This is a genomic window from Paucibacter sp. JuS9 (assembly GCF_044043925.2).
Lineage (GTDB): Bacteria > Pseudomonadota > Gammaproteobacteria > Burkholderiales > Burkholderiaceae_C > JAUASW01.
Genome location: NZ_CP194172.1, coordinates 245612 through 265190, shown reverse-complemented (window position 1 = coordinate 265190; position 19579 = coordinate 245612). Strand labels below are relative to the sequence as shown.

Here is a 19579-nt window from a genome sequence, read left to right as displayed (position 1 = left end):
CCGGGGCCCCGCCTCCCCAAGGGTGCTCGGCCTTCAGTCGAGGGGGCGTGCCACGCAATAGCGTGCCTTGCCGGCCCGCTTGGCAGCGTACATGGCATCGTCGGCCCGGCGCAGCAGGCTGTCCGGCGCCTCGCCCGGCGTGGCCAGCGCCACGCCGACGCTGGGCGTCACCACAGGCCGGCCGGCTGCCAGCAGATGCGGCTGGCTCAGGAATTCGAGGATGCGCTCGCACAGCCGGCCCACGTCGGCCTGGCTGCCCGCGTCTTCGACGATGACGGTGAACTCGTCGCCACCCAGGCGGAAGACCGCATCGACGGTGCGCACGCAGGCCTTCAGCCGCTCGGCCACGGCGCACAGCAGCTGGTCGCCGGCGGCGTGCCCCATCGTGTCGTTGACCTTCTTGAAGCCGTCCAGGTCGATGAACAGCAAGGCCAGCAGATGCTTGCTGCGGCCCGCCCGGGCCAGGGCTTCGGGCAGCCGCTCATCGAAACTGCGGCGGTTGGGCAGGCCGGTCAGGCTGTCCAGGCGCGCCATTTCATCGAGCTCGGCCTGGTGGCGCTTGAGCGCCGAGATGTCGCTGAACACGCGGGCATGGTGGGTGAGCTGACCCTCGCCGTCGTGGATGCGGTTGACGCTGAGCCAGATGTCCAGCACGCGGCCGTCCGAGCAGACCAGGCGCGATTCGCCGACCCAGCGCACCGCATCGCCGTCCGGCCCGCCGTCAAACAGCGGCAGGCCCGCAGCACTGACCGGGCGGCCCACCAAGGCGCCAATGTGATGGCCGGTCAGATGCCCGAATGCCGGGTTGCAATCGATGATCTGGTCTTGCGCGTCGCAAATCAGTACCGCGTCTGCCGTCTCGGCGAGCACGCGCGAGCCCAGGCGCAGCCGCTCGGCGCTGCCCCGCTTCTCGGTCACGTCTTCAGCCACGACCAGGAGGTGGTCGACCTGGCCGTCGTCGCCCATCACCGGCACCTTGAGGATGTCCAGGTACTGTCGGCCACCCGAACTCACGGCCAATTGGTCCGAGAAGCGACGCGGCCGGCGCTCGGCCAGCACCAACGCGACTTGGGCGTCAAAGCGAGCTGCGTCGGCCGGGTCGAAGAGCTCTTGCCCCGTGTGGCCCACCACCTGCTCGGCGGTCATGCCGAAGCAGCGCTCGGCCGCTCGGTTCCAGAACATGTAGCGGCCCATCGTGGCCGGCCTTGTGCTCTTGGCGTAGACGGCCAGCGGCAACACGTCCAGCAGGTTCTGCAGGAAGCGCCGCTGCTCGGCCTGGGCACGCTCCGTGTGGTAGCGCTCGCTGATGTCGCGGCTGAACAGGGCCACGCCATCGTCCAGCGGCACGATCTGGTGCTGCAGCCAGCGGTCGACCAGATGAGGCGAATGGCCCAGCCGCTCGCTGACCATGGTCTGGCCGCTGGCCATGGCCAGCTCGAACTCCTGCAGGATGCCGCTCTCGCGCGCCGCCGGCAGCAGCGCGCTGAACTGCTGGCCGATGGGTTCGCGCACGTTCAGCAACGCCGTGGCACGGGCATTGGCATCGATCACCAGCAGATCAGTGAGCTGGCCGCGCGCATCGTGCTGCGCGCGCATCACCAGCACGGCATCGAGGCTGCCGTCCAGCGTCGCCCGCAAGCGTGCTTCGGCGGCGCGCAGGCGGTGGCGGCTGGCCTCGAGCCGGCGCGACTGCATGAACAGCAGCACCGCCGCGCCCAGCAGCAGGGCGGTCACGACCAGCGCGGTCAGCAGCACGCGCTGGCGATGTCGCTGGTAGTTGGCCAGTACGGATTCGGCGCGCAGGCCAACCAGGGCCACCGCCGGATAGCGCGGCAAGTCGGCAGTGGCGATGAATCGGCGCTGGCCGTCCAGCCGGCTTGCCAGCGGCTCCAGTTGCTCGCGAGAAGTGGCCAGTCGCTCGCGCATCTTGACCAGATCGACCAGTTCGCCGTGGCTGAACTTGTCTTCAAGAAAGCGCGCCCGGATCCGTCCATCCCGGCCCAGGAGGCTCAGCGCCGTGCCGCTGGCTTCATGGCGGACTTCGGGCGAGATCAGTTGCGGCAGGGCGATCAGGGCCGTGACGCAGCCCAGGAACTCACCGCTGGGCCCGTTCAACCGGCGGGTCAGTGGCAGCAGGGGCTGCTTGCCCGCGCCGCTGAGCACTTCGGTTTCGCCCAGGTCGACAGCGCCGGGCTCCAGCTTGCCGGCACGCCGGAAAAACGCGGTGGACTTGACCGAAGCCGGGACCTTGCCGCCCGACTCGATCACCAGGCCATTGGCGTCGGCCACCAGCCAGGCTTCCAGTCCCTCGGTGCCCAAGAGTTCAGCGGCCTGCGGCAGCGGGCGGCCCGTGCCAGTCGCTTCGTGCAGCCGGGTCAGGAGAGCCAGGCTCTGCGAAGCGCGGTCCAGCACCGCGCTGGTATGGGCAGCCAGCTTCTGCGCGCTGCGCTCGGCATCGGTGTGGATCTGCTCGACGTCGGCCTGGTATTCCAGTCGCAGCAGCAATTGCACGTTCAGCGCGACCAGCACCAGCAGCAGGCCCACTGCGATGGTGATGCGACCCAGTGACGAATTGAGCCGCTTGCGCCAGGAAGCAAGGTCGACGTGGAAGGGCATGAGGGCGGTAGGTCCGAGGGGCGGGGCTGGGGGTCGCTGAGTGTACGGGCGCCTCGCCGCTGGTTGGCGGCTGGACACCGGGCTATTCTTGCGCGATGGACGATCGCAACAAGCCCCTGCTGCAGGTGGCAATGACAGCCGAGGCACTGGCCTCGCAGGGGGACCGGGCCGGGTCGCTCGCCCAGGCCCGGGCGCTGCTGCCGCAGTTGTCTGGAGCCGGCGCCGCGCCGCTGGCCGAACGGCTCAGCGCCCTGGCGGAACGCTGTGGCGACTTCGAGCTGGCCCTGCGCTTCTACCAGGCCTTCCATCGCCTCGGGCGCGACGAGGCCGGCGTCGGCGGTCTCAGTGATCGCGCAGCTCTCGAGGCCCGCTGGCCCGCACTGGCGAGCGCTGGCAAGCCGCTCTGCGTCGCACTGCTGGAGGCCGACCAGGCCCTGAATAGCGAGACGCTGGAGCCGGCGCTGATGCAGATGGTGCAATTGCAGCGTGCCCAGTGCCGCGCTCACGATCTGACGCTCAGGCACGGACCGGACAGGCTGCTGCTGGTGCTGCTGGACATCGAGCTGGCCGCCGCCCGCAACGCCTGTGAACGCGTGCGCCGGGCCGTCAAGGCGCATGACTGGTCAGGCTTGAGCGCCACGGCGGGCGGCCTGAGCGTCAGCATCGGCCTGACCGCCTTGCGTGGTGGCGAAGCCCTGGACAAGCTGCTCGCCCGTGCCGAAGCGGGCCTGCAGGCGGCGCGCCGCGAGGGCCGCAACTGCGTGCGTGCCGGCCTGCTCGCCGACTAGGGTCCACCCTCCCCCTCGGTGGATGAACCCGTCCAGGCAGGGCGGTGGCGAAGCAAGGGTTGCCGCCATGGTCGCGCTGTCGCGCCCTGCCTACCATGGCGTGAAGATTCCAACGGGAGGTCGCTCCGCGCGAGATGGCCATGCTGTCGCTCAGAACAAGAGGCTTCCGGCTGAGCCTGAGCCAGTGGATGCTCGTGATCTCGCTGCTCACGCTGCTGCCCTTCCTCGGCTTTGCGATCTATGCCGGCCAGCGCATGATCGGCGAGCGCAGCGCCGAGCGCGACCGCTATCTGCTCTCGGTCGCGCAAGACCGGGCTGCCGAAACCCAGATGGTGCTGCAGAAGGCACAGGCCATGCTGCGCGTGCTGACCGTCTCCAAGCCGGCCCAGCAAGGCGATGTCGCCGGCCTGCATGAGCTGGCTGTCGCCGCCCGGCCACTGCATCCTGACGCGGCCGACATCTGCCTGATCAACACCCAGGGCCAGGTCTTGTTCAGCACCGAGCAGGCCCTGGGCGGCGAGCTGCCCCTGCACCCGCAATCCGCGGATGCCCTCGAGCGGCTGCAAAAAGGCGAGATGGTGGTCTCGTCGCTCTATCTCAATGAGAGGCACAAGCAGCATGAGGTTGCGCTGTCGGTGCCGGTGCAGTTGGGTACCTTGGGCATGCACGAACTCAGGCTGGCGATACGCAGCCAGACACTGTCGGCGCACCTGGCGCACACCGCCCTCAGCGGCGAACTGGGCACGGCCTTGATGGATGGCAATGGCCTGCTGCTGGCACGCAGCAGCGACGCGCAGCGCCTGGTCGGCCGGCAGGCATCCGAGAGTGTGCAGGCCCTGCTCAAGCGCCCCAACGGCAGCGTGGCGGATACCTTGGACATGCAGGGCCGCGAGATGCGCATGTCCCATGTGGCCGTGGCGGGCGCGCCGTGGCATGTGGTGTCCGGCGTGCCCCGCTCGCAACTGCAGGAGGCCGAGCGCCGCACCCTGCTGCAGCTGGCACTGCTGGGCGCCGTCTGCATTGCCCTGAGCATCGCCTTCTCGCTGGCGCTGGGGCTGTACCTCGGCCGGCAGATGCGCAAGGTGGCTGCCTTTCACAGCACCAGCCCGGCCGATCTGGCCAGTGAATCGGCCAACTTCAATGTGCGCGAGCTGCATGTGGTGGCGCATGCGCTGGTCAATGCCGCCGAGAACGAACGCGCCGCCAGCGACCAGGCCGCCCGCGCCCAGCTTGACGGCCTGACCGGCCTGGCGCGGCGGCCGCTCTTCATCAGCAGCGGCCAGCGCATTGCCGCCGAAGCGCTGCGCCGCCGCCATTGCATGGCAGCGCTATATATCGACCTGGACGGCTTCAAGGCCCTGAACGACAGCCGCGGCCACGCGGCAGGCGATGCGGCCCTGGTGCGGGTGGCTGCCCTGATCAAGGACTGCATCCGCGGCGATGACTGCGCCGGCCGCCTGGGCGGGGACGAATTCGGCGTCTTCCTGAGTGCGCCGGCCTCGGCCTTGCGCCATATAGCGATGGCGGTGAGCTCACGGCTGGTCAGCCGCGTCGGCCAGTTGCCGGACGGCCTGGGCTGCAGCATCGGCATCGCGGTGGCCGAGCATCCGCCCTTCGAGATCGAGGCCTTGCTGGCAGACGCAGACGGCGCGATGTTCAAGGCCAAGAAGGCCGGCAAGAACCGCTGGAGTTTTTAAAGCGGATTGATCGACTTCTCGCGCCGGTAGTGCAGGTAGCCGACGCTGGCGCCAGTGCGCAGGCCAACGCCAAGGCGGATGGGCGCCAGAGTCACGCCCTTGGACCGCTGGTAGTTGATGCCGGCGCCACCCACGTAATAGAGGCTGCCTTCAACGCCCGGATAGCGGCGATAGATCGCCGCCACGTTCGGCAGCTTGTAGACCAGCGTGAAGACCTTGGCCGCATTGACGCCAGCGTCCAGGCCGATGGAGGGCCCGGCCCAGAAGACCTTGGCGGTGGCGCCATTCTTCATCTGCAGCGTGCCGTCGCCATAGCGCAGGCCGATGGTCAGCGCGGCGCTGGCTTCCTCGCCCTTGATGTAGCCATTCGGACGGCCCTGCTCCTTGAAAGCCTTCTCGATCACCTTGGCGATGCCGGCGGCACCGGTGCCAAAGAACTCCAGCGCGGCGGCGAGCACCGAGTCCTGGTCATAGGTCGAAGATTCGTCGTCCGCGGACCAGGCCGGTGTCACTGCGAGCGCGGGCACGGCGGCCAGCAATTGCAGGGCTTCGCGCCGGGTCGGGTGGGTGTTTGAACTTCGGGTGTCAGCAATCATGGTTTGTCGTCCCCTGCCGCATAGCGGCTCAAAAACATGTCAACGCAGTCGTCCAGCAGGCGCTCGCCATCGGGGCCGGCCAGCGGTGGCTGGCCCATGGTCAGCTGCGGCCAGAAGGCCAGCGACTTGAGCAGCCCCTGCAGCAAGGCCGAGCCGTATTGCGGATCGACCGGCAGCAAACGTCCATCTGCCTGCGCGGCGCTCAGCCAATCGGCCAGGCCCCGCTCCTTCTCGCCCAGGCGCTCGACCATGTGCCGCGCCCTCTCCGGACTGTGCATCATCTCGGCCACCGCGACCCGCACCAGGTCCAGGAAGCTTGTATCGCTCAGTAAATGCAGCTTGGCGGCCAGCAGCTCGCGCAATTGCTCCCTCAAGGGCCGTTCGGACGAATAGGCGCGCTCTGCCAGGGCGGTGCTGCGCTGGAACAGCAGGAGCAGGATCTCGGCGAACAGCTCGTCCTTGCTGGGGAAATGGTTGTAGACGGTGCGCTTGGAGACCTCGGCCGCTGCGGCAATGGCGTCCATGCTGGCGCGCTGGAAGCCGTGCTGGCGGAACTGGGCCACGGCCGCGGTCACGATGGCTTCGCGTTTGCGGTCGGTCAGGCGCTGGGGTTCGTCCTCGTTCGCTGCGTTCATGGGGAATCCTCGGAATTCGTCCAATACTACACCGCGGGGTTTACTTTTTTGGATTTAACACTACACTGTGCAGTGTACTTTTTAGATGTACCCATGAAGCGCCGCCTTCTCGTCGCCCTCCTGACCCTCCTGGTGATCGCCATGACCTTGCTGACCGTCTGCCAAGCCACCGCTCCCTCGTTCGCCGACCACAGCGGCTCGCCGCAGCAGGTCGAGGGGCGCTTTCGCAACGCCGCGCCGCGCCAGGCCATGGGCTGGCGCAAGACGCTCTCGGTGTTCTGGAAATTCATGGTCAACAAGCCCGCCGGCACCCGCCCCGATACGCCGGTGCCGGTGCAGGCGCTGACCCGCGCCGACCTGCTCGCCGCGCCGGACAGCAGCCTCTGGCGCCTGGGCCACTCGACCCTGCTCTTGAAGCTGGACGGCGAGTTCTGGCTGACCGACCCGGTGTTTGCCGAACGCGCCTCGCCAGTTCAGTTCATGGGTCCCAAGCGCTTTCATGCGCCGCCGATCAGCATCGAGGAACTGCCCCCGATCAAGGCCGTGATCCTCTCGCACGACCACTACGACCATCTGGACAAGGCCGCCGTGCTGGCCCTGGCCGGCAAGACCGGGCTGTTCCTCGCGCCCCTGGGTGTGGGCGACCGGCTGATCCATTGGGGCGTGGACAAGGCCCAGGTGCGCCAGCTGGACTGGTGGCAGGAAATCAGGGTTGGCCAGACCCGCTTCATCGCCGCGCCGGCCCAGCATTTCTCGGGCCGAGGCTTGAACGACGGCAACCGCACGCTGTGGGCGTCCTGGGTGATGCTGGGCCGCGAGAGCCGCGTTTTCTTCACCGGCGACACCGGCTACTTCAGCGGCTTCAAGGCCATCGGCGAGCGCTTCGGGCCGTTTGACCTGACCCTGGTGGAAACCGGCGCCTACAACGAGGACTGGGCCGACATCCACATGATGCCGGAGCAGAGCCTGCAGGCACATATCGACCTGCGCGGCCGGCACATGCTTCCCATCCACAACGGCACTTTCGACCTGTCGCTGCACGGCTGGACCGAGCCCTTCGAGCGGATCTCCAAGTTGGCTGCGGACCGCGGCGTGGCCTTGAGCACGCCGCAGATCGGCCAGCGCATCGACATCCAGGCACCGGCGGCCGGCCCGGCGTGGTGGCGCTCAAACCGGGGCTGAAATCGGTATTGAAACGGCGCTTCATGCGGGCTTTCCCGCAGCGAGCCCCAGGGCCAGACCGGCTTCGTCGCCCTGCAGCCGGCTTCGTCGCATGACAGACTGCCCCCTCTTGGGGCACGACACAATGCGCCCATGACTGCTTCCACCGCCTCGCTCCGCTTGAGCGCGCCGCCCAGCCCGGCCGCAGCGTTCCGGGACGTGGTGAACCTGCGCAGCAGCCTGACCGTGCTGGCGATCTGCTTCGTGCATGCGCTGTCCCGGATGTTCTCGATGAGCATCAACGAGTACAGCGCCCTGTGGAGTTGGCTGGCCAGCCTGACCGTGCTGACACGCCAGTCCCTGCTGGCGGGCTTCACGGTGCTGCTGCTGATTGCCGTTGCCGAGGCGCTGCTGGCGAAATGGCGCCTGCGCGGAGTGGCCCGGCTCCTGCTGCAAGGCGTGGCGGTCGCTGCGGGCGCTCTGGGCGGCACCTGGGTTCGCATGCTTGTGTATACCTGGGGCAAGGGCGAGCCGATGCAGGAGCTGGTGTTCAGCTGGTTCGTCTCGGCCTCGGGTCTGTGGTTTGTGCTGGGCTGCATCGGCTATGCCTTGCTGCTGCTTCAGCAGCGCGAGCGAGACACCCGGGCCGAGCTGCAACGCGTGCAGCGCGACCACGAGCAATTGCAGGCCCAGCAGCTCGAGGCCCAGGTCTCGGCGCTGAATGCCCAGATCGAGCCGCACTTTCTCTTCAACACCCTGGCCAATGTGAAGCGCCTGTTCGAGACCAGCCCTGAGCGCGGCCGCGACATGCTGCGCAGCCTGATCGCCTACCTGCGCGCAGCCCTGCCCAATATGCGCCGGCCCGATTCGACGCTGGGCCAGGAGCTCGACCTGGTGGGCAACTACCTGACCATCCTGCAGATGCGCATGGGCGAACGCCTGTCCTTCGGCATCGCCAGCGATGCCGACCTGAGCGACGCAAGGCTGCCGCCCATGGTGCTGCCCACGTTGGTGGAAAACGCGATCAAGCATGGCCTGGCGCCGCTGCCCGAGGGCGGCCGGATCGAGATCCAGGCCCGGCACGAAGGCGAAGACCGCCTGATCGTCGAAGTGCGCGACAACGGCCAGGGCTTCAGTGGCACCGGCGGCAGCGGCGTCGGCCTGGCCAACACGCGGGCCCGACTGGCCGCGCTGTTCGGCGATGAAGCAGTACTGGAGCTCGAGGCCGCCGAGCCGCGTGGCGTCGTCGCCCGGCTGCGCATGCCGATGCAGGGGGGCGCGGCATGATGCGGCAGCTGCTCAATGCCTGGCGCTCGCTGAGCAGTACCGAAGCGCTGCTGATCCTGGGTCTGAGTCTGATGTTCAGCGCCATCGACCTCAGCGACCTGCTTCGCTACGACGCCGGCCATCATTTCTGGGACGTGGTCACGCACCACCTGGTCACCTCGCTGGCGGCCGCCGCCGTGATCATGCTGTGCTGGCTGCCGGCCGACCGCTCAAGCCAGCACTCGCCGCAACGCCCCTGGCGCTTGGCGTTGGCCACCCTCCTGGGGTCGGTACTGGCAGCGCTGACGATCTGGGAGCTGACCTTGCATCTGCCCTGGCCCTCGCTCACCCATCTGGTCGTCGCCAAGGGGAAGAAGCCCATGCCCACAATGGACGCGATGCTGCTGATCTCGTTCACTCTGCAGGTGTTCCTGCCCGCGTCGCTGGTGGTGGCCGCAAGCGAGATGTTGCGCCGCCAGCGCCGCGCCACAGATGACCTGCAGCAGGTGCTGGCCGAGCAGGTGCAATTGCGCCGCCGTGCCATGGCCTCCCGCCTGGCCGCGTTGCAGGCCCAGGTCGAGCCTCAGCTGCTGTTCGACGCGCTGGTCGACATCGAACAGGCCTATGACCGGCAACAAGCCGATGCCGCACTGCGCATGGAACGGCTGATCCGCTACCTGCGCGTGGCACTGCCGCGCCTGCGCGAGACCGGCACCACGCTCGAAGCCGAGGCTGATCTGCTGGACAGCTATCTGGACGTGATGCGCGACCTGCAGCCCCGTGCGCCGCAGCTCGTGCGCCTGTGGCCTGATGGCCTGGGCCTGCACGCGCTGCCGCCGATGCTGCTCCTGCCGCTCCTGCAGCGGGCATTGCTGCGCGCAGGCAAGCATGCACCCAGCACTTGCAAGATCAGCGCACAGCGCCGCGACACAGGTCTGGTCATCACACTGGAGCTGGATGGCCCAGGCCTGTGCGGCGACGTGAACGAGCTGGCCGAACTGAACCAGCGTCTGACGCTGCTGGCGGGCACGCAGGCTCGCATGCTTTGCCGCAGCGACACTGCCAGCACGCTGTTCACGCTGGTACTGCCCTGACCGGAACAAGCACCATGCGAAGCCTGAGCCACCCCACCGCCGTCGTCGCCGAAGACGAAGAAACGCTGCGCCATGAGCTGATCGAACAGCTCGGCAAGCTCTGGCCCGAGCTGACCATCGTCGCCGAGGCGGCCGACGGCGTGCAGGCCTTGCGCATGCTGGACGAGTACCAGCCCGACCTGCTCTTCCTCGACATCGAGATGCCCGGTGCCACCGGCCTCGACGTGGCCCGCCAGGTCGCGGGCCGCAGCCATGTGGTCTTCGTGACCGCCTACGACCAGTACGCCGTGGCCGCTTTCGATCAAGGCGCCGTCGACTACCTGCTCAAGCCTCTGGTGCCGGCGCGCCTGTTCACCGCCATCAGCCGGCTCAAGCAGCGACTGCAGCAGGGCCAGGCACCGGCCGAGCTGGGCAGCGTGCTCGAGCAGCTGGGCAGCCGGTCCGGCGGCAGCCCGCGCGCGCCGCTGCGCTGGATCAATGCCACAGTCGGCCAGGCACTGAAGCTGATCACCGTGGACGAGGTGCTGTACTTCCAGTCGGACAACAAGTACACCCGCGTCGTCACCCGCGAAGGCGAGGCACTGATCCGCAAGCCCTTGAAGGAGCTGGTGGACGAGCTGGACGCGCAGCAGTTCTGGCAGATCCACCGCTCGACCCTGGTCAACGCCATGGCCGTGGCGGCGGTGACGCGCGATTTCCGCGGCCGCATGCAGGTCAAGCTCAAGCACCGCGACGAAGCGCTGCTGGTGGCCGAGAGCTACGTGCACTTGTTCAAGCAGATGTGAGGGAGCGCGCGCGATGAAGCATGCCAGCAGGGCCTTGCTGACGCTGACCTTGGTCAGCGGCCTGGCCGCCGCCGAACCAGAGCCGCCGCCCAATCTGATTGCCATCGACACCAAGCTGGTCACCTCCGGCCAGCCTTCGGCCGCCTGGCTGGCCACGCTCGCGCAGCAAGGCTTCGAGGCCGTGATCTATCTGGCGCCGCCCACGGTCGGCGATGCGGTGCGCGAGGAGCCGCTGATCGTCGGCAAGCAAGGACTGATCTGGGCCAATGTGCCGATCCGCTTCGACCGCCCCGCCGACGCCGACTACGAAGCCTTCGCCGCCTTGCTCAAGGGCCTGCGGAACAAGAAGGTGCTGGTGCATTGCCAGGTCAATATGCGCGCCTCGACGCTCACCTTCATCTACCGCGTGCTGGCCGAGAAGGCCGATCCTCAATTGGCCTGGGATGCCGTGTCGAAAGTATGGACGCCGCAAGATCCCTGGAAGGCCTTGATGCTCGAGCGGCTGCGCAAGAGCGGCGTCAGCTTCGATCCTTTCTGATGCTTCACACGGCGACGAACGCCGGTCGGCGCGGCAGCGCCGCAGTTCAAGCCACAAAGCCGGCGCTTCATCGGCCTGCGCTGTTCTTGCGCAGGGCAGGCTCCTAGATTTGTCCTGCCGGCGTGTGGCAGAGCGCCGTGCATGGCCGGCCACTACTGCTGTTATTCATCGACAAGCACTCAGGACGAAGAACAGGAGCTCACCATGACTTTGGACATCAGCCGGCGCGCCCGGCTTGCAATCGCCATCGCCCTCGCAGGCCTGGCCACCGGCGCTCTCGCACAAGGAGCGGCCGACCTGCAACGGGTCGAGATCAATGCGCAAAAGGCTGCGGCGGCGCCACGCCTGGATGTACGCGCCAATTGCCCCGGCATCGACGCCGCCTTGCCGCTGGCGCTCGCCAATGTCTGGAAATACGGCCCGGCCACCGGCGTGGTCGACGTGCAGTTCGAGCTGCGCGGCGACGAGGTGCAGGTGCTCAGCACGCGGGGTGGCCCGCGCGACTATCACCCCTCTGTGCGCCGCGCGGTGCGCGGCCTCAATTGCGCCACGGCAGCGGCCGAGCCGCAGCGCTTCGCGTTCCAGATCGTGTTCCGCGATGAGCCTGCCGGCCAGCGCTCATCCGGCCGCCAGACGGTGGCCCTGCTGCAGATCCAATGAGGCGCCGGCAGCTGTCGCACCGGTGACCAGCGGCGCGACAGCTTGCGGCTCACAATGGGCCCGAGCCGGCGACAAGCCAGCGAGGAGCCCGCCGATGTCCAGCCGCACCCACTACCGTATCTGCTCCCTGTGTGAAGCCTGTTGCGGGCTCGAGATCCGCACCGAAGGGCCGCAGGTCGTGAGCATCCGCGGCGCCGAGCACGACGTCTTCAGCCGCGGCTTCATCTGCCCCAAGGGCGCTTCGCTGAAAGACCTGCACGAAGACCCCGACCGGCTGCGCACGCCGCTGATCAAGCGCGACGGGCAGTTCGTCGAGGCGACCTGGGATGAGGCCTTTGCCGAGATCGAACGCCGCCTGCTGCCTGTGTTGCGCGAGCATGGGCCCGACTCGGTCGCCGCCGTTGCCGGCAACCCGAGTGCCCACAAGATCAGCCTGCTCGCCTATTTCCCCAGGCTGGTGAAGGCGCTGGGCACGCGCAATATCTTCAGCGCCTCGACGCTGGACCAGATGCCCAAGCAGCTGAGCTCGGGCCTGATGTTCGGCCATTGGCTCTCCATCCCGGTGCCCGACATCGAGCGCTGCGACTGGCTCCTGATACTCGGTGCCAATCCCATGGTGTCCAACGGCAGCCTCTGGACCGTGCCCGACTACCGCGGCAAGGCCAAGGCCATGCGCGCGCGGGGCGGGCGCATCACGGTGATCGACCCGCGCCGCAATGAAACGGCAGCCGCGGCCGACGAGCATGTGTTCATCAAGCCGGGTGGCGATGTGTTCCTGCTGCTGGGCATGGTGAACACGCTTTTCTCCGAAGGCCTTGTCAGGCCGGGCCGCCTGGCCGAGCATCTGAACGGGCTGGAAGCACTGCGCGCCGCAGTTCAGGGCTTCACGCCCGAGAAGATGGCATCTGGCTGCGGCATCGCCGCGGACATTCAGCGACGCCTTGCCCGCGAACTGGCGGCGGCCAAGGCCGGCGCGGTCTATGGACGCATCGGCACCTGCACACAGCGCCATGGCACGCTCAACAGCTGGCTGGTCGACGTGCTCAATGTCCTGAGTGGCCACCTCGATGCGCCTGGCGGCATGATGTTTCCGAAGGCCGCGGCCTTTGCGGCCAACACCGCCGGCAAGCCCGGCAGCGGCAAGGGCGTGAGCACGGGCCGGCGCCACAGCCGTGTCTCGGGTGCGCCCGAGGTGTTTGGCGAGTTGCCGATCACCTTGCTGGCCGAAGAAATCGAAAGCACCGGAGAAGGCCAGGTGCGGGCCTTGATCAGCCTCGCCGCCAACCCTGTGCTGTCGGCGCCGAACGGCGCGCGGCTCTCGAGGGCGCTCGACCAGCTCGACTTCATGCTGAGCCTGGACATCTACCTGAACGAGACCAGCCGGCATGCCGACGTGATACTGCCGGGCCTGTCACCGCTGGAGGACATGCACTACGACATGGCCTTCCCGCAGCTGTCCTTCCGCAACCATGCGCGCTTCTCGGAGCCCGTGTTCGAACGCCCTGAAGGCCAGCCCGAGGAATGGGAAACGCTGCTGCGCCTGGCTGCCTTGGTCGAGGGCCGCGGCGTGAATGTCGATGTGAAGGCGCTGGACGACGCAGCCATCGCTGCTGACGTCAAACGCTTCGCTGGCGATCAGGCAGATGGCGTGATGCGCGCGCTCGGCGAGCAACGCGGTCCGGAACGGCTGATCGACCTCGCGCTGCGCAGTGGCCCCTACGGCGACCGCTTCGGTCTCAAGCCGGAAGGCATCAGCCTCGCCAAGATCAAGGCAGCGCCAGGCGGCATCGATCTCGGTGCCTTGCAGCCGCGCATCCCCGAACTTTTGCGCACGCCATCAGGCCGGATCGAGCTCGCGCCGCCATTGCTGCTCGACGAGCTGGCACAGCTCACCATGCCTGAAGCCAGCAATGGCCTGCTCTTGATAGGCCGGCGCGACATGCGCTCGGGCAACAGCTGGATGCACAACCTGCCGGTGCTTGCCAAAGGGCCGCAGCGCTGCACCTTGCTGATTCATCCGGACGAAGCCGCCAAGCGGCATCTCACTGACGGCACGATGGCCAGGCTCACGACCGCCACCGGCAGCATCGTCGTGCCGGTGAGCCTCTGCACCGACATGGGGCCGGGCGTGGTCAGCCTGCCGCACGGCTGGGGCCATGACCTGCCCGGCGCCCGCCTGCAATTGGCCGCACAGCGACCCGGCGCCAACATGAACGCGCTTCTGGCCGAAGGCCTGCGCGACCCGCTGTCGGGCAATGCGGTACTTTCTGGCGTGCCGGTGGAGGTCTGTGCCATCTAGGGGCATTGCGGCTGTGGTACATTCGAGTCCATAGAACCACACGAGACCGTTTCTTCAAGGTCTTCACACTGCAGCCCCGCATGTTTTACGCGAGCGGCTCGCTTCAGTTTCAACTCCCCGTTTGACTGCTCTTGAGTGTTTCTGTCTCCGTACGCCGTTGTGGCCGCGGAGTGTTTATCTACATTTGTTTCAAGGAACACATCATGACGATCCAAACTGGCACCGTGAAATGGTTTGACGACGGCAAGGGCTTCGGCTTCATCACCCCCGCTGATGGCGGCAAGGACTTGTTCGCTCACCACAGCGAAATCAAGAACGGTGGCGGCTTCCGCACCCTGGCTGAAAACCAGCAAGTCGAGTTCGAAGTCAAGCAAGGCCCCAAGGGTCTGCAAGCTGCGAACATCAAGGGCCTGTAAATAGGCCTGGGTGGCGCGGGAGCGCCACCTGCCTTCACGGGCGAAAAAAATCGGCAGCGTCCTGGTGACGCTGCCCCACCCGGCTCTCCTCTTTTGCCGGGTTTACTGCGAATCTGAAAACGCAGATCTACAAATAGCAATACCGCGCCAAGACGGATATCCAGTTCCTTCTCAAGGCGCACACCTCAAGGAAAAACAATGCACAACAAGAGCATTGAGGTGGGGCGTTACCTTGTCTCACCGATGACCAAGCCTCTCACCGATGGTGGTTTCACCGCCGCGGTGTCGATCCGATCCGGCAACGGCCAAGCCAGCCACGACCGCGTCATGCGTTTCGTGCCGCGCTTCGAAAGCCCTCGCGCCGCCCTGCGATACGCAGTGCGCGAAGGCCAGGCCTGGGCCCTGGCCCACTGATCACGACGGATCTTTCTCTCCATAAAAATAAAGCGCCTGCTAAGAGGCGCTTTTTGCTTTTGGGCGTGTGTTTGCGAGGTCAGGGCTTGCCCGCCCCGCCACCCAGTGCCTTGTATAGCTGCACGCTGTTGAGCGCTCGTGCCAGTCGCACCTGCACCAGCGCCTGGCGAGCCGCGAAGCTGGCGCGCTGGGCATCGAGCAACTCGAAGCTGCTCGACGCGCCATTGGCAAAGCGCAGCTCCACCAGCTTCAGGCGCTGCTGCTCAGCTTCGGTCTGCTGGGTTTGCGCTTGCAGCTGGGCGTCCAGGGTCATGCTGCCCGCCAGGGCATCGGCCACCTCGCGGAAGGCGACCTGCACGGCCTTCTCGTACTGGGCCACGGCAATGCCTTGCGCCGCCCGGGCCGATGCCAGATTGGCCTGGTTCCGGCCGGCATCGAAGATCGGCATCAGCACCTGGCCGACAAAGCTCCAGGCGGTGTTGCTGAACAAGTCAGACAGCTGGCTGCTGGCCGTGCCGAGGCTGGTGGTCAACGCGATGCTCGGGAAGAAGGCAGCGCGAGCCGCACCGATATTGGCTTCTGCCGCGCGCAGTTGTGCTTCAGCCTGCAAGACATCCGGACGCAAGGCCAGCACCTCGGAAGGCACGCCAGCTGGCAGCGGAGACAGGCCCTTGAGCTCGCCCATCGCCGGCAGCGCAGCCGGCAAAGGCTGACCGACCAGCAGCACCAGCGCATTCTCGTCCTGCAGGCGCTGACGCTCGGCAGCCGCCAGAGCCACCTGGGCTGCGGCCAAGGCCGACTCGGACCCTGCCAACTCAAGAGCCGAAGCGGCACCCGCGTCGTACTTCTGGCGCATCAGGCGCAGGCTGTCGGCGCGCGTGGCCGCCGTGCTGCGGGCCAGCATCAGTTGCTCATCGTCGGCCTGCAGGGCCAGGTGCGTCGACGCCACAGCGGCAATCAGCGCGATCTGCGCAGCGCGAGCACCTTCAGCTGAAGCCAGGTAGCGCGCCGAGGCGGCATCGCTTTGGTTCTTCACCTTGCCGAACAGATCGAGCTCATAGGCATTGATCTGCAGGCCGGCCTGGTAGGCGCCAGTGATCGTGTCGTCCTTGCCCGGCGTGCGGCTGTTGACGAAGCCGGCCGAGATCGTCGGCCAGCGGTTGGCATCCGACACCCGGGCCAGCGCGCGCGCCTGCTCGACATTGAGCAGCGCCACGCGCAAGTCGCGGTTGTTCTTCAGTGCCAGCTCGATCAGCGCGGCCATGCGAGCGTCGGCCGAGTAGTAGGTCTGCCAGGCCAGCGCTTGCGCGGCAGTGCCGCTGCTGGCGGCAGGCAGCGGCCAGCTCTCGCCCACCGGAGCAGCCGGGCGCTGGTGATCAGGCGCCAGGTTCACGCAGCCGGCCAGGGCCAGGGCCGCGACCAGGGTCAGGATCTTTCTTGTTGTCATTTCAGTGCTCTCCCGGCTTGGCGTCGAGGTCATGCGCATACAGATGGCGTTGGCGTTCACTGCCCTTGAAGATGCGGCGCACCACCAGGAAGAAGACCGGCACGAAGATCACGGCCAGCACCGTCGCGGCGATCATGCCGGACAGTACGCCGGTGCCGATCGCACGCTGGCTCGCCGAGCCGGCGCCTGTGGCGAAGAACAGCGGCGTCACGCCAAGGATGAAGGCGACCGAGGTCATCACGATCGGGCGGAAGCGCAGGTGGCAAGCCTCCAGCGTTGCTTCGATCAGGCTCTTGCCCTGGGCCTGCAGGTCCTTGGCGAACTCGATGATCAGGATCGCGTTCTTGGACGACAAGCCGATGATGGTGATCAGGCCGACCTTCAGGTAGACGTCGTTGGGCATGTCGCGCAGCGTCACGCCAGCCAGCGCGCCGAGCAGGCCCAGCGGCACCACCAGCATCACCGACAGCGGGATCGCCCAGCTCTCGTAGAGCGCGGCCAGGCACAAGAACACGGCCAGCAGCGAGAACAGGAGCAGCACCATGGCCTGCGAACCCGACAGCTTTTCTTCACGCGACAGGCCGGTCCATTCGAAACCGATGCCAGCCGGCAGCTTGGCCACCATGGCTTCAATTTCGGCCATGGCCGCGCCGGTCGAGGCACCGTGGGCCGCATCGCCGGCCAGGCGCATCGCCGGGTAGCCGTTGTAGCGCACGGCCTGCATCTGACCGCTGATCCAGCGCGTGCTGGCGAAGCTTGAGAGCGGCACGCTCTTGCCCTGGTTGTTGGTCACGTTGAGCTTCAAGAGGTCCTGCGGCTGCATGCGGGCGGCCGCATCGGCCTGAACCACCACGCGCTGCAGACGGCCGGCATTCGGAAAGTCGTTCACGTACGACGAACCGAGCTGCGTCGAGATGACCGCGCCGATGTTGTCGTAGCTCACGCCCAGGGCGAAGGCCTTCTCGCGGTCGATGTCGATCTGCAGTTGCGGCGCGTCCTCCAGGCCGTCAGGGCGCATGCCGGTGATCAGCTTGCTCTGCGAAGCCATGCCCATCAGCTGGTTGCGTGCGTTCAGCAAGGCTTCGTGACCGAGGCCGGCTCGGTCCTGCAGGCGCAGCGCAAAGCCGGTGGCCGTGCCCAGTTCAGGAATCGGCGGGGGCGACAGCGGATAGATGAAGGCATCGCGCACCTGCATGAAGGCACCGAAGGCGCGGCCGGCCAGCGCGCTGGCGCTGTGCTCGGGGCCATGGCGCTCCTCCCAGGGCTTCAGGGGCACGAACACCAGGGCGGCGTTCTGGCCCTGGCCCGAGAACGAGAAGCCGATCACGCCGATGACGTTCTCCACCTCAGGCTGCTTGAGCATGAAGTCTTCGACGGCCTTGACGGCGGCCTCGGTGCGGTTGGTCGTCGCGCCCGGGGGCAGTTGCACGTTGACGATCAGGTAGCCCTGGTCTTCGTTCGGCAGGAAGGACGTGGGCATGCGCATGTAGAGGAAGCCCACGCCAGCGCAGATGGCAGCGTAGATGATCATCATGCGGCCGCTCTTCTTCAGCAGCTTGGCGACCCAGCCTTCGTAGCTCTTGGCCGTGCGCGAGAAGCCCCGGTTGAACCAGCCGAAGAAACCGGTCTTGGCATGCGCGTGGCCGGCCTCGACTTGCTTCAGGAGCGTGGCGCACAGCGCCGGCGTCAGCGTCAGCGCCATCAGCGCGGACAAGAGGATGGCCGAGACCATTGCCATCGAGAACTGGCGGTAGATATTGCCCACCGAGCCGGCGAAGAAGGCCATCGGCACGAACACCGAGACCAGCACCACGGTGATGCCGATGATGGCGCCCGAGATCTGGCCCATGGCCTTGACCGTGGCGTCGCGGGGGGAGAGTCCCTCCTCGCTCATGATGCGCTCGACGTTCTCCACCACCACGATGGCATCGTCCACCACGATACCGATCACCAGCACCATGCCGAACAAGGTCAGCACGTTGATCGAGAAGCCGGCAGCCAGCATCAGTGCAAAGGTGCCCAGCAAGGCGATCGGCACGACCAGGGTCGGAATCAGGGTGTAGCGCCAGTTCTGCAGGAACAGGAACATCACCAGGAACACCAGGATGATGGCCTCGATCAGGGTCTCGACCACTTGCGCGATCGAGACATTGACGAACTTGGACGAGTCGTAGGGCACGGCGTAGACCACGCCTTCCGGGAAGTAGCGCTTGAGCTCGGCCATGCGCTCCTTCACGGCCGTGGCCGCTGCCAGCGCGTTGCCCGTGGGCGCCAATTGGATGCCGATGCCGGTGGCCGGCTTGCCGTTCAGGCGCGAGTAGCTGCCATAGCCCTGGCCGCCCAGCTCGATGCGGGCGACGTCCTTCAGGCGGACGGTCGAACCGTCGGCATTGGCGCGCACGACGATGTTGGCGAACTGGTCGGCGTTCTCGAGCTGGCCCTTGATGACGACGGTGGCCGACATCGTCTGGCTGCTGATATTGGGCAGGTCGCCGATGGCACCCGCCGGCACCAGCGCGTTCTGCGCGCGGATCGCGGCATTGACCTCGGCCGGGCTCATGTTGAAGCTGAGCATCTTGGCCGGATCCAGCCAGATGCGCATGGCGCGCTCGGTACCGAAAAGCTGGGCCTGGCCGATGCCGGGCAGGCGCTGGATTTCCGGAATGATGTTGCGCGAGGCGTAGTCGCCCAGGGCCACCGGGTCGAGCTTGCCGTCGGCGCTGGAGAGCGTCACGAAGAGCAGGAAGTTGTTGCGCGCCTTGTCGACGCGGACACCCTGCTGAGTCACCGCTGCCGGCAGGCGCGGCGTGGCGCGGCCGAGGCGGTTCTGGATCTCGACCTGGGCCAGGTCGATGTTGGTGCCCGGCTCGAAGGTCACGGTGATCGCACCGGTACCGTTGGCCTGGCTGACCGCCTCGAGATAGGCCAGGCCGGGCGCGCCATTGAGCTCCTGCTCGATGACGGAGATGACGCTTTCGTCCAGGGTCTTGGCCGAGGCGCCGGGATAGACGGTGGAGATCACCAGCGAAGGCGGCGCCACTGTCGGATATTGGGCCACCGGCAACTTGGTGATGGCGACGGCGCCGAACACCAGGATGAACAGGGCCAGCACCCAGGCAAAGACTGGGCGGTCGATGAAGAAACGTGCCATGACGATTCGATCCTTC

16 protein-coding genes are annotated in these 19579 nt (G+C 67.0%); 11 read left to right on the top strand and 5 right to left on the bottom strand.

From position 1 onward, the window contains the following. Window positions 1-33 precede the first annotated feature (33 nt). On the bottom strand, window positions 34-2616 hold the full coding sequence (locus tag ABT392_RS01095; RefSeq protein ID WP_334279130.1) for a sensor domain-containing diguanylate cyclase: 2583 nt from the start codon (window positions 2614-2616) through the stop codon (window positions 34-36). 95 nt (window positions 2617-2711) lie between these two features. On the opposite strand from ABT392_RS01095, the gene ABT392_RS01090 reads away from it, so the two are divergent. Together ABT392_RS01090 and ABT392_RS01085 are read left to right on the top strand one after the other, a co-directional pair. Continuing rightward, complete coding sequence (locus ABT392_RS01090) at window positions 2712-3404, top strand: GGDEF domain-containing protein (RefSeq protein WP_334279131.1); 693 nt, start codon at window positions 2712-2714, stop codon at window positions 3402-3404. Window positions 3405-3544: 140 nt separating this feature from the next. After that, window positions 3545-5101, top strand: a complete 1557-nt coding sequence (locus ABT392_RS01085) for a diguanylate cyclase domain-containing protein (protein ID WP_395384333.1) — start codon at window positions 3545-3547, stop codon at window positions 5099-5101. Here the strand turns inward: ABT392_RS01085 and ABT392_RS01080 are convergent. Then, on the bottom strand, window positions 5098-5697 hold the full coding sequence (locus tag ABT392_RS01080) for a DUF1134 domain-containing protein (RefSeq protein ID WP_334279133.1): 600 nt from the start codon (window positions 5695-5697) through the stop codon (window positions 5098-5100). The two genes, ABT392_RS01085 and ABT392_RS01080, sit on opposite strands and share 4 nt — an antisense overlap. Continuing rightward, complete coding sequence (locus ABT392_RS01075) at window positions 5694-6332, bottom strand: TetR/AcrR family transcriptional regulator (protein WP_334279134.1); 639 nt, start codon at window positions 6330-6332, stop codon at window positions 5694-5696. The genes ABT392_RS01080 and ABT392_RS01075 overlap by 4 nt, the downstream gene beginning before the upstream one ends. 141 nt (window positions 6333-6473) lie before the next feature. Here ABT392_RS01075 and ABT392_RS01070 point away from each other — a divergent pair, with 141 nt between their 5' ends. The 9 genes from ABT392_RS01070 to ABT392_RS01030 all read left to right on the top strand — a co-directional run bounded on the left by ABT392_RS01070 (window position 6474) and on the right by ABT392_RS01030 (window position 14965). After that, entirely contained in the window at window positions 6474-7514 is a 1041-nt protein-coding gene (locus ABT392_RS01070) for an MBL fold metallo-hydrolase (RefSeq protein ID WP_395386792.1), read from the top strand. 132 nt (window positions 7515-7646) lie between these two features. Further along, window positions 7647-8780 (top strand): sensor histidine kinase, encoded by a 1134-nt coding sequence (locus ABT392_RS01065; RefSeq protein WP_334279136.1) that lies wholly within the window; start codon window positions 7647-7649, stop codon window positions 8778-8780. Continuing rightward, window positions 8777-9853 (top strand): histidine kinase, encoded by a 1077-nt coding sequence (locus ABT392_RS01060; RefSeq protein ID WP_464970879.1) that lies wholly within the window; start codon window positions 8777-8779, stop codon window positions 9851-9853. Before ABT392_RS01065 ends, ABT392_RS01060 begins: the two co-directional genes overlap by 4 nt. A gap of 14 nt (window positions 9854-9867) precedes the next feature. Beyond that, on the top strand, window positions 9868-10638 hold the full coding sequence (locus ABT392_RS01055; RefSeq protein ID WP_395384336.1) for a LytR/AlgR family response regulator transcription factor: 771 nt from the start codon (window positions 9868-9870) through the stop codon (window positions 10636-10638). A gap of 13 nt (window positions 10639-10651) precedes the next feature. Next, window positions 10652-11176, top strand: coding sequence for a protein tyrosine phosphatase family protein (locus tag ABT392_RS01050; RefSeq protein WP_395384337.1), 525 nt, complete (start codon window positions 10652-10654; stop codon window positions 11174-11176). Between the two features lie 204 nt (window positions 11177-11380). Beyond that, window positions 11381-11836: a hypothetical protein gene (locus ABT392_RS01045; protein ID WP_395384338.1), complete on the top strand. Its 456-nt coding sequence runs from the start codon at window positions 11381-11383 to the stop codon at window positions 11834-11836. A 94-nt stretch (window positions 11837-11930) separates the two neighbouring features. After that, entirely contained in the window at window positions 11931-14135 is a 2205-nt protein-coding gene (locus ABT392_RS01040; protein ID WP_395384339.1) for a molybdopterin-dependent oxidoreductase, read from the top strand. 209 nt (window positions 14136-14344) lie between these two features. Further along, complete coding sequence (locus ABT392_RS01035) at window positions 14345-14551, top strand: cold-shock protein (protein ID WP_334279340.1); 207 nt, start codon at window positions 14345-14347, stop codon at window positions 14549-14551. Between the two features lie 198 nt (window positions 14552-14749). Then, window positions 14750-14965 carry a hypothetical protein gene (locus ABT392_RS01030; protein WP_464970878.1) on the top strand — a complete coding sequence of 72 codons (216 nt, stop codon included), beginning with the start codon at window positions 14750-14752 and terminating at the stop codon, window positions 14963-14965. Window positions 14966-15044: 79 nt separating this feature from the next. Here the strand turns inward: ABT392_RS01030 and ABT392_RS01025 are convergent, their stop codons facing one another. Continuing rightward, window positions 15045-16412, bottom strand: a complete 1368-nt coding sequence (locus ABT392_RS01025; protein WP_334279143.1) for an efflux transporter outer membrane subunit — start codon at window positions 16410-16412, stop codon at window positions 15045-15047. A gap of 1 nt (window position 16413) precedes the next feature. Then, on the bottom strand, window positions 16414-19563 hold the full coding sequence (locus ABT392_RS01020) for an efflux RND transporter permease subunit (RefSeq protein WP_395384340.1): 3150 nt from the start codon (window positions 19561-19563) through the stop codon (window positions 16414-16416). Window positions 19564-19579: the final 16 nt, after the last annotated feature.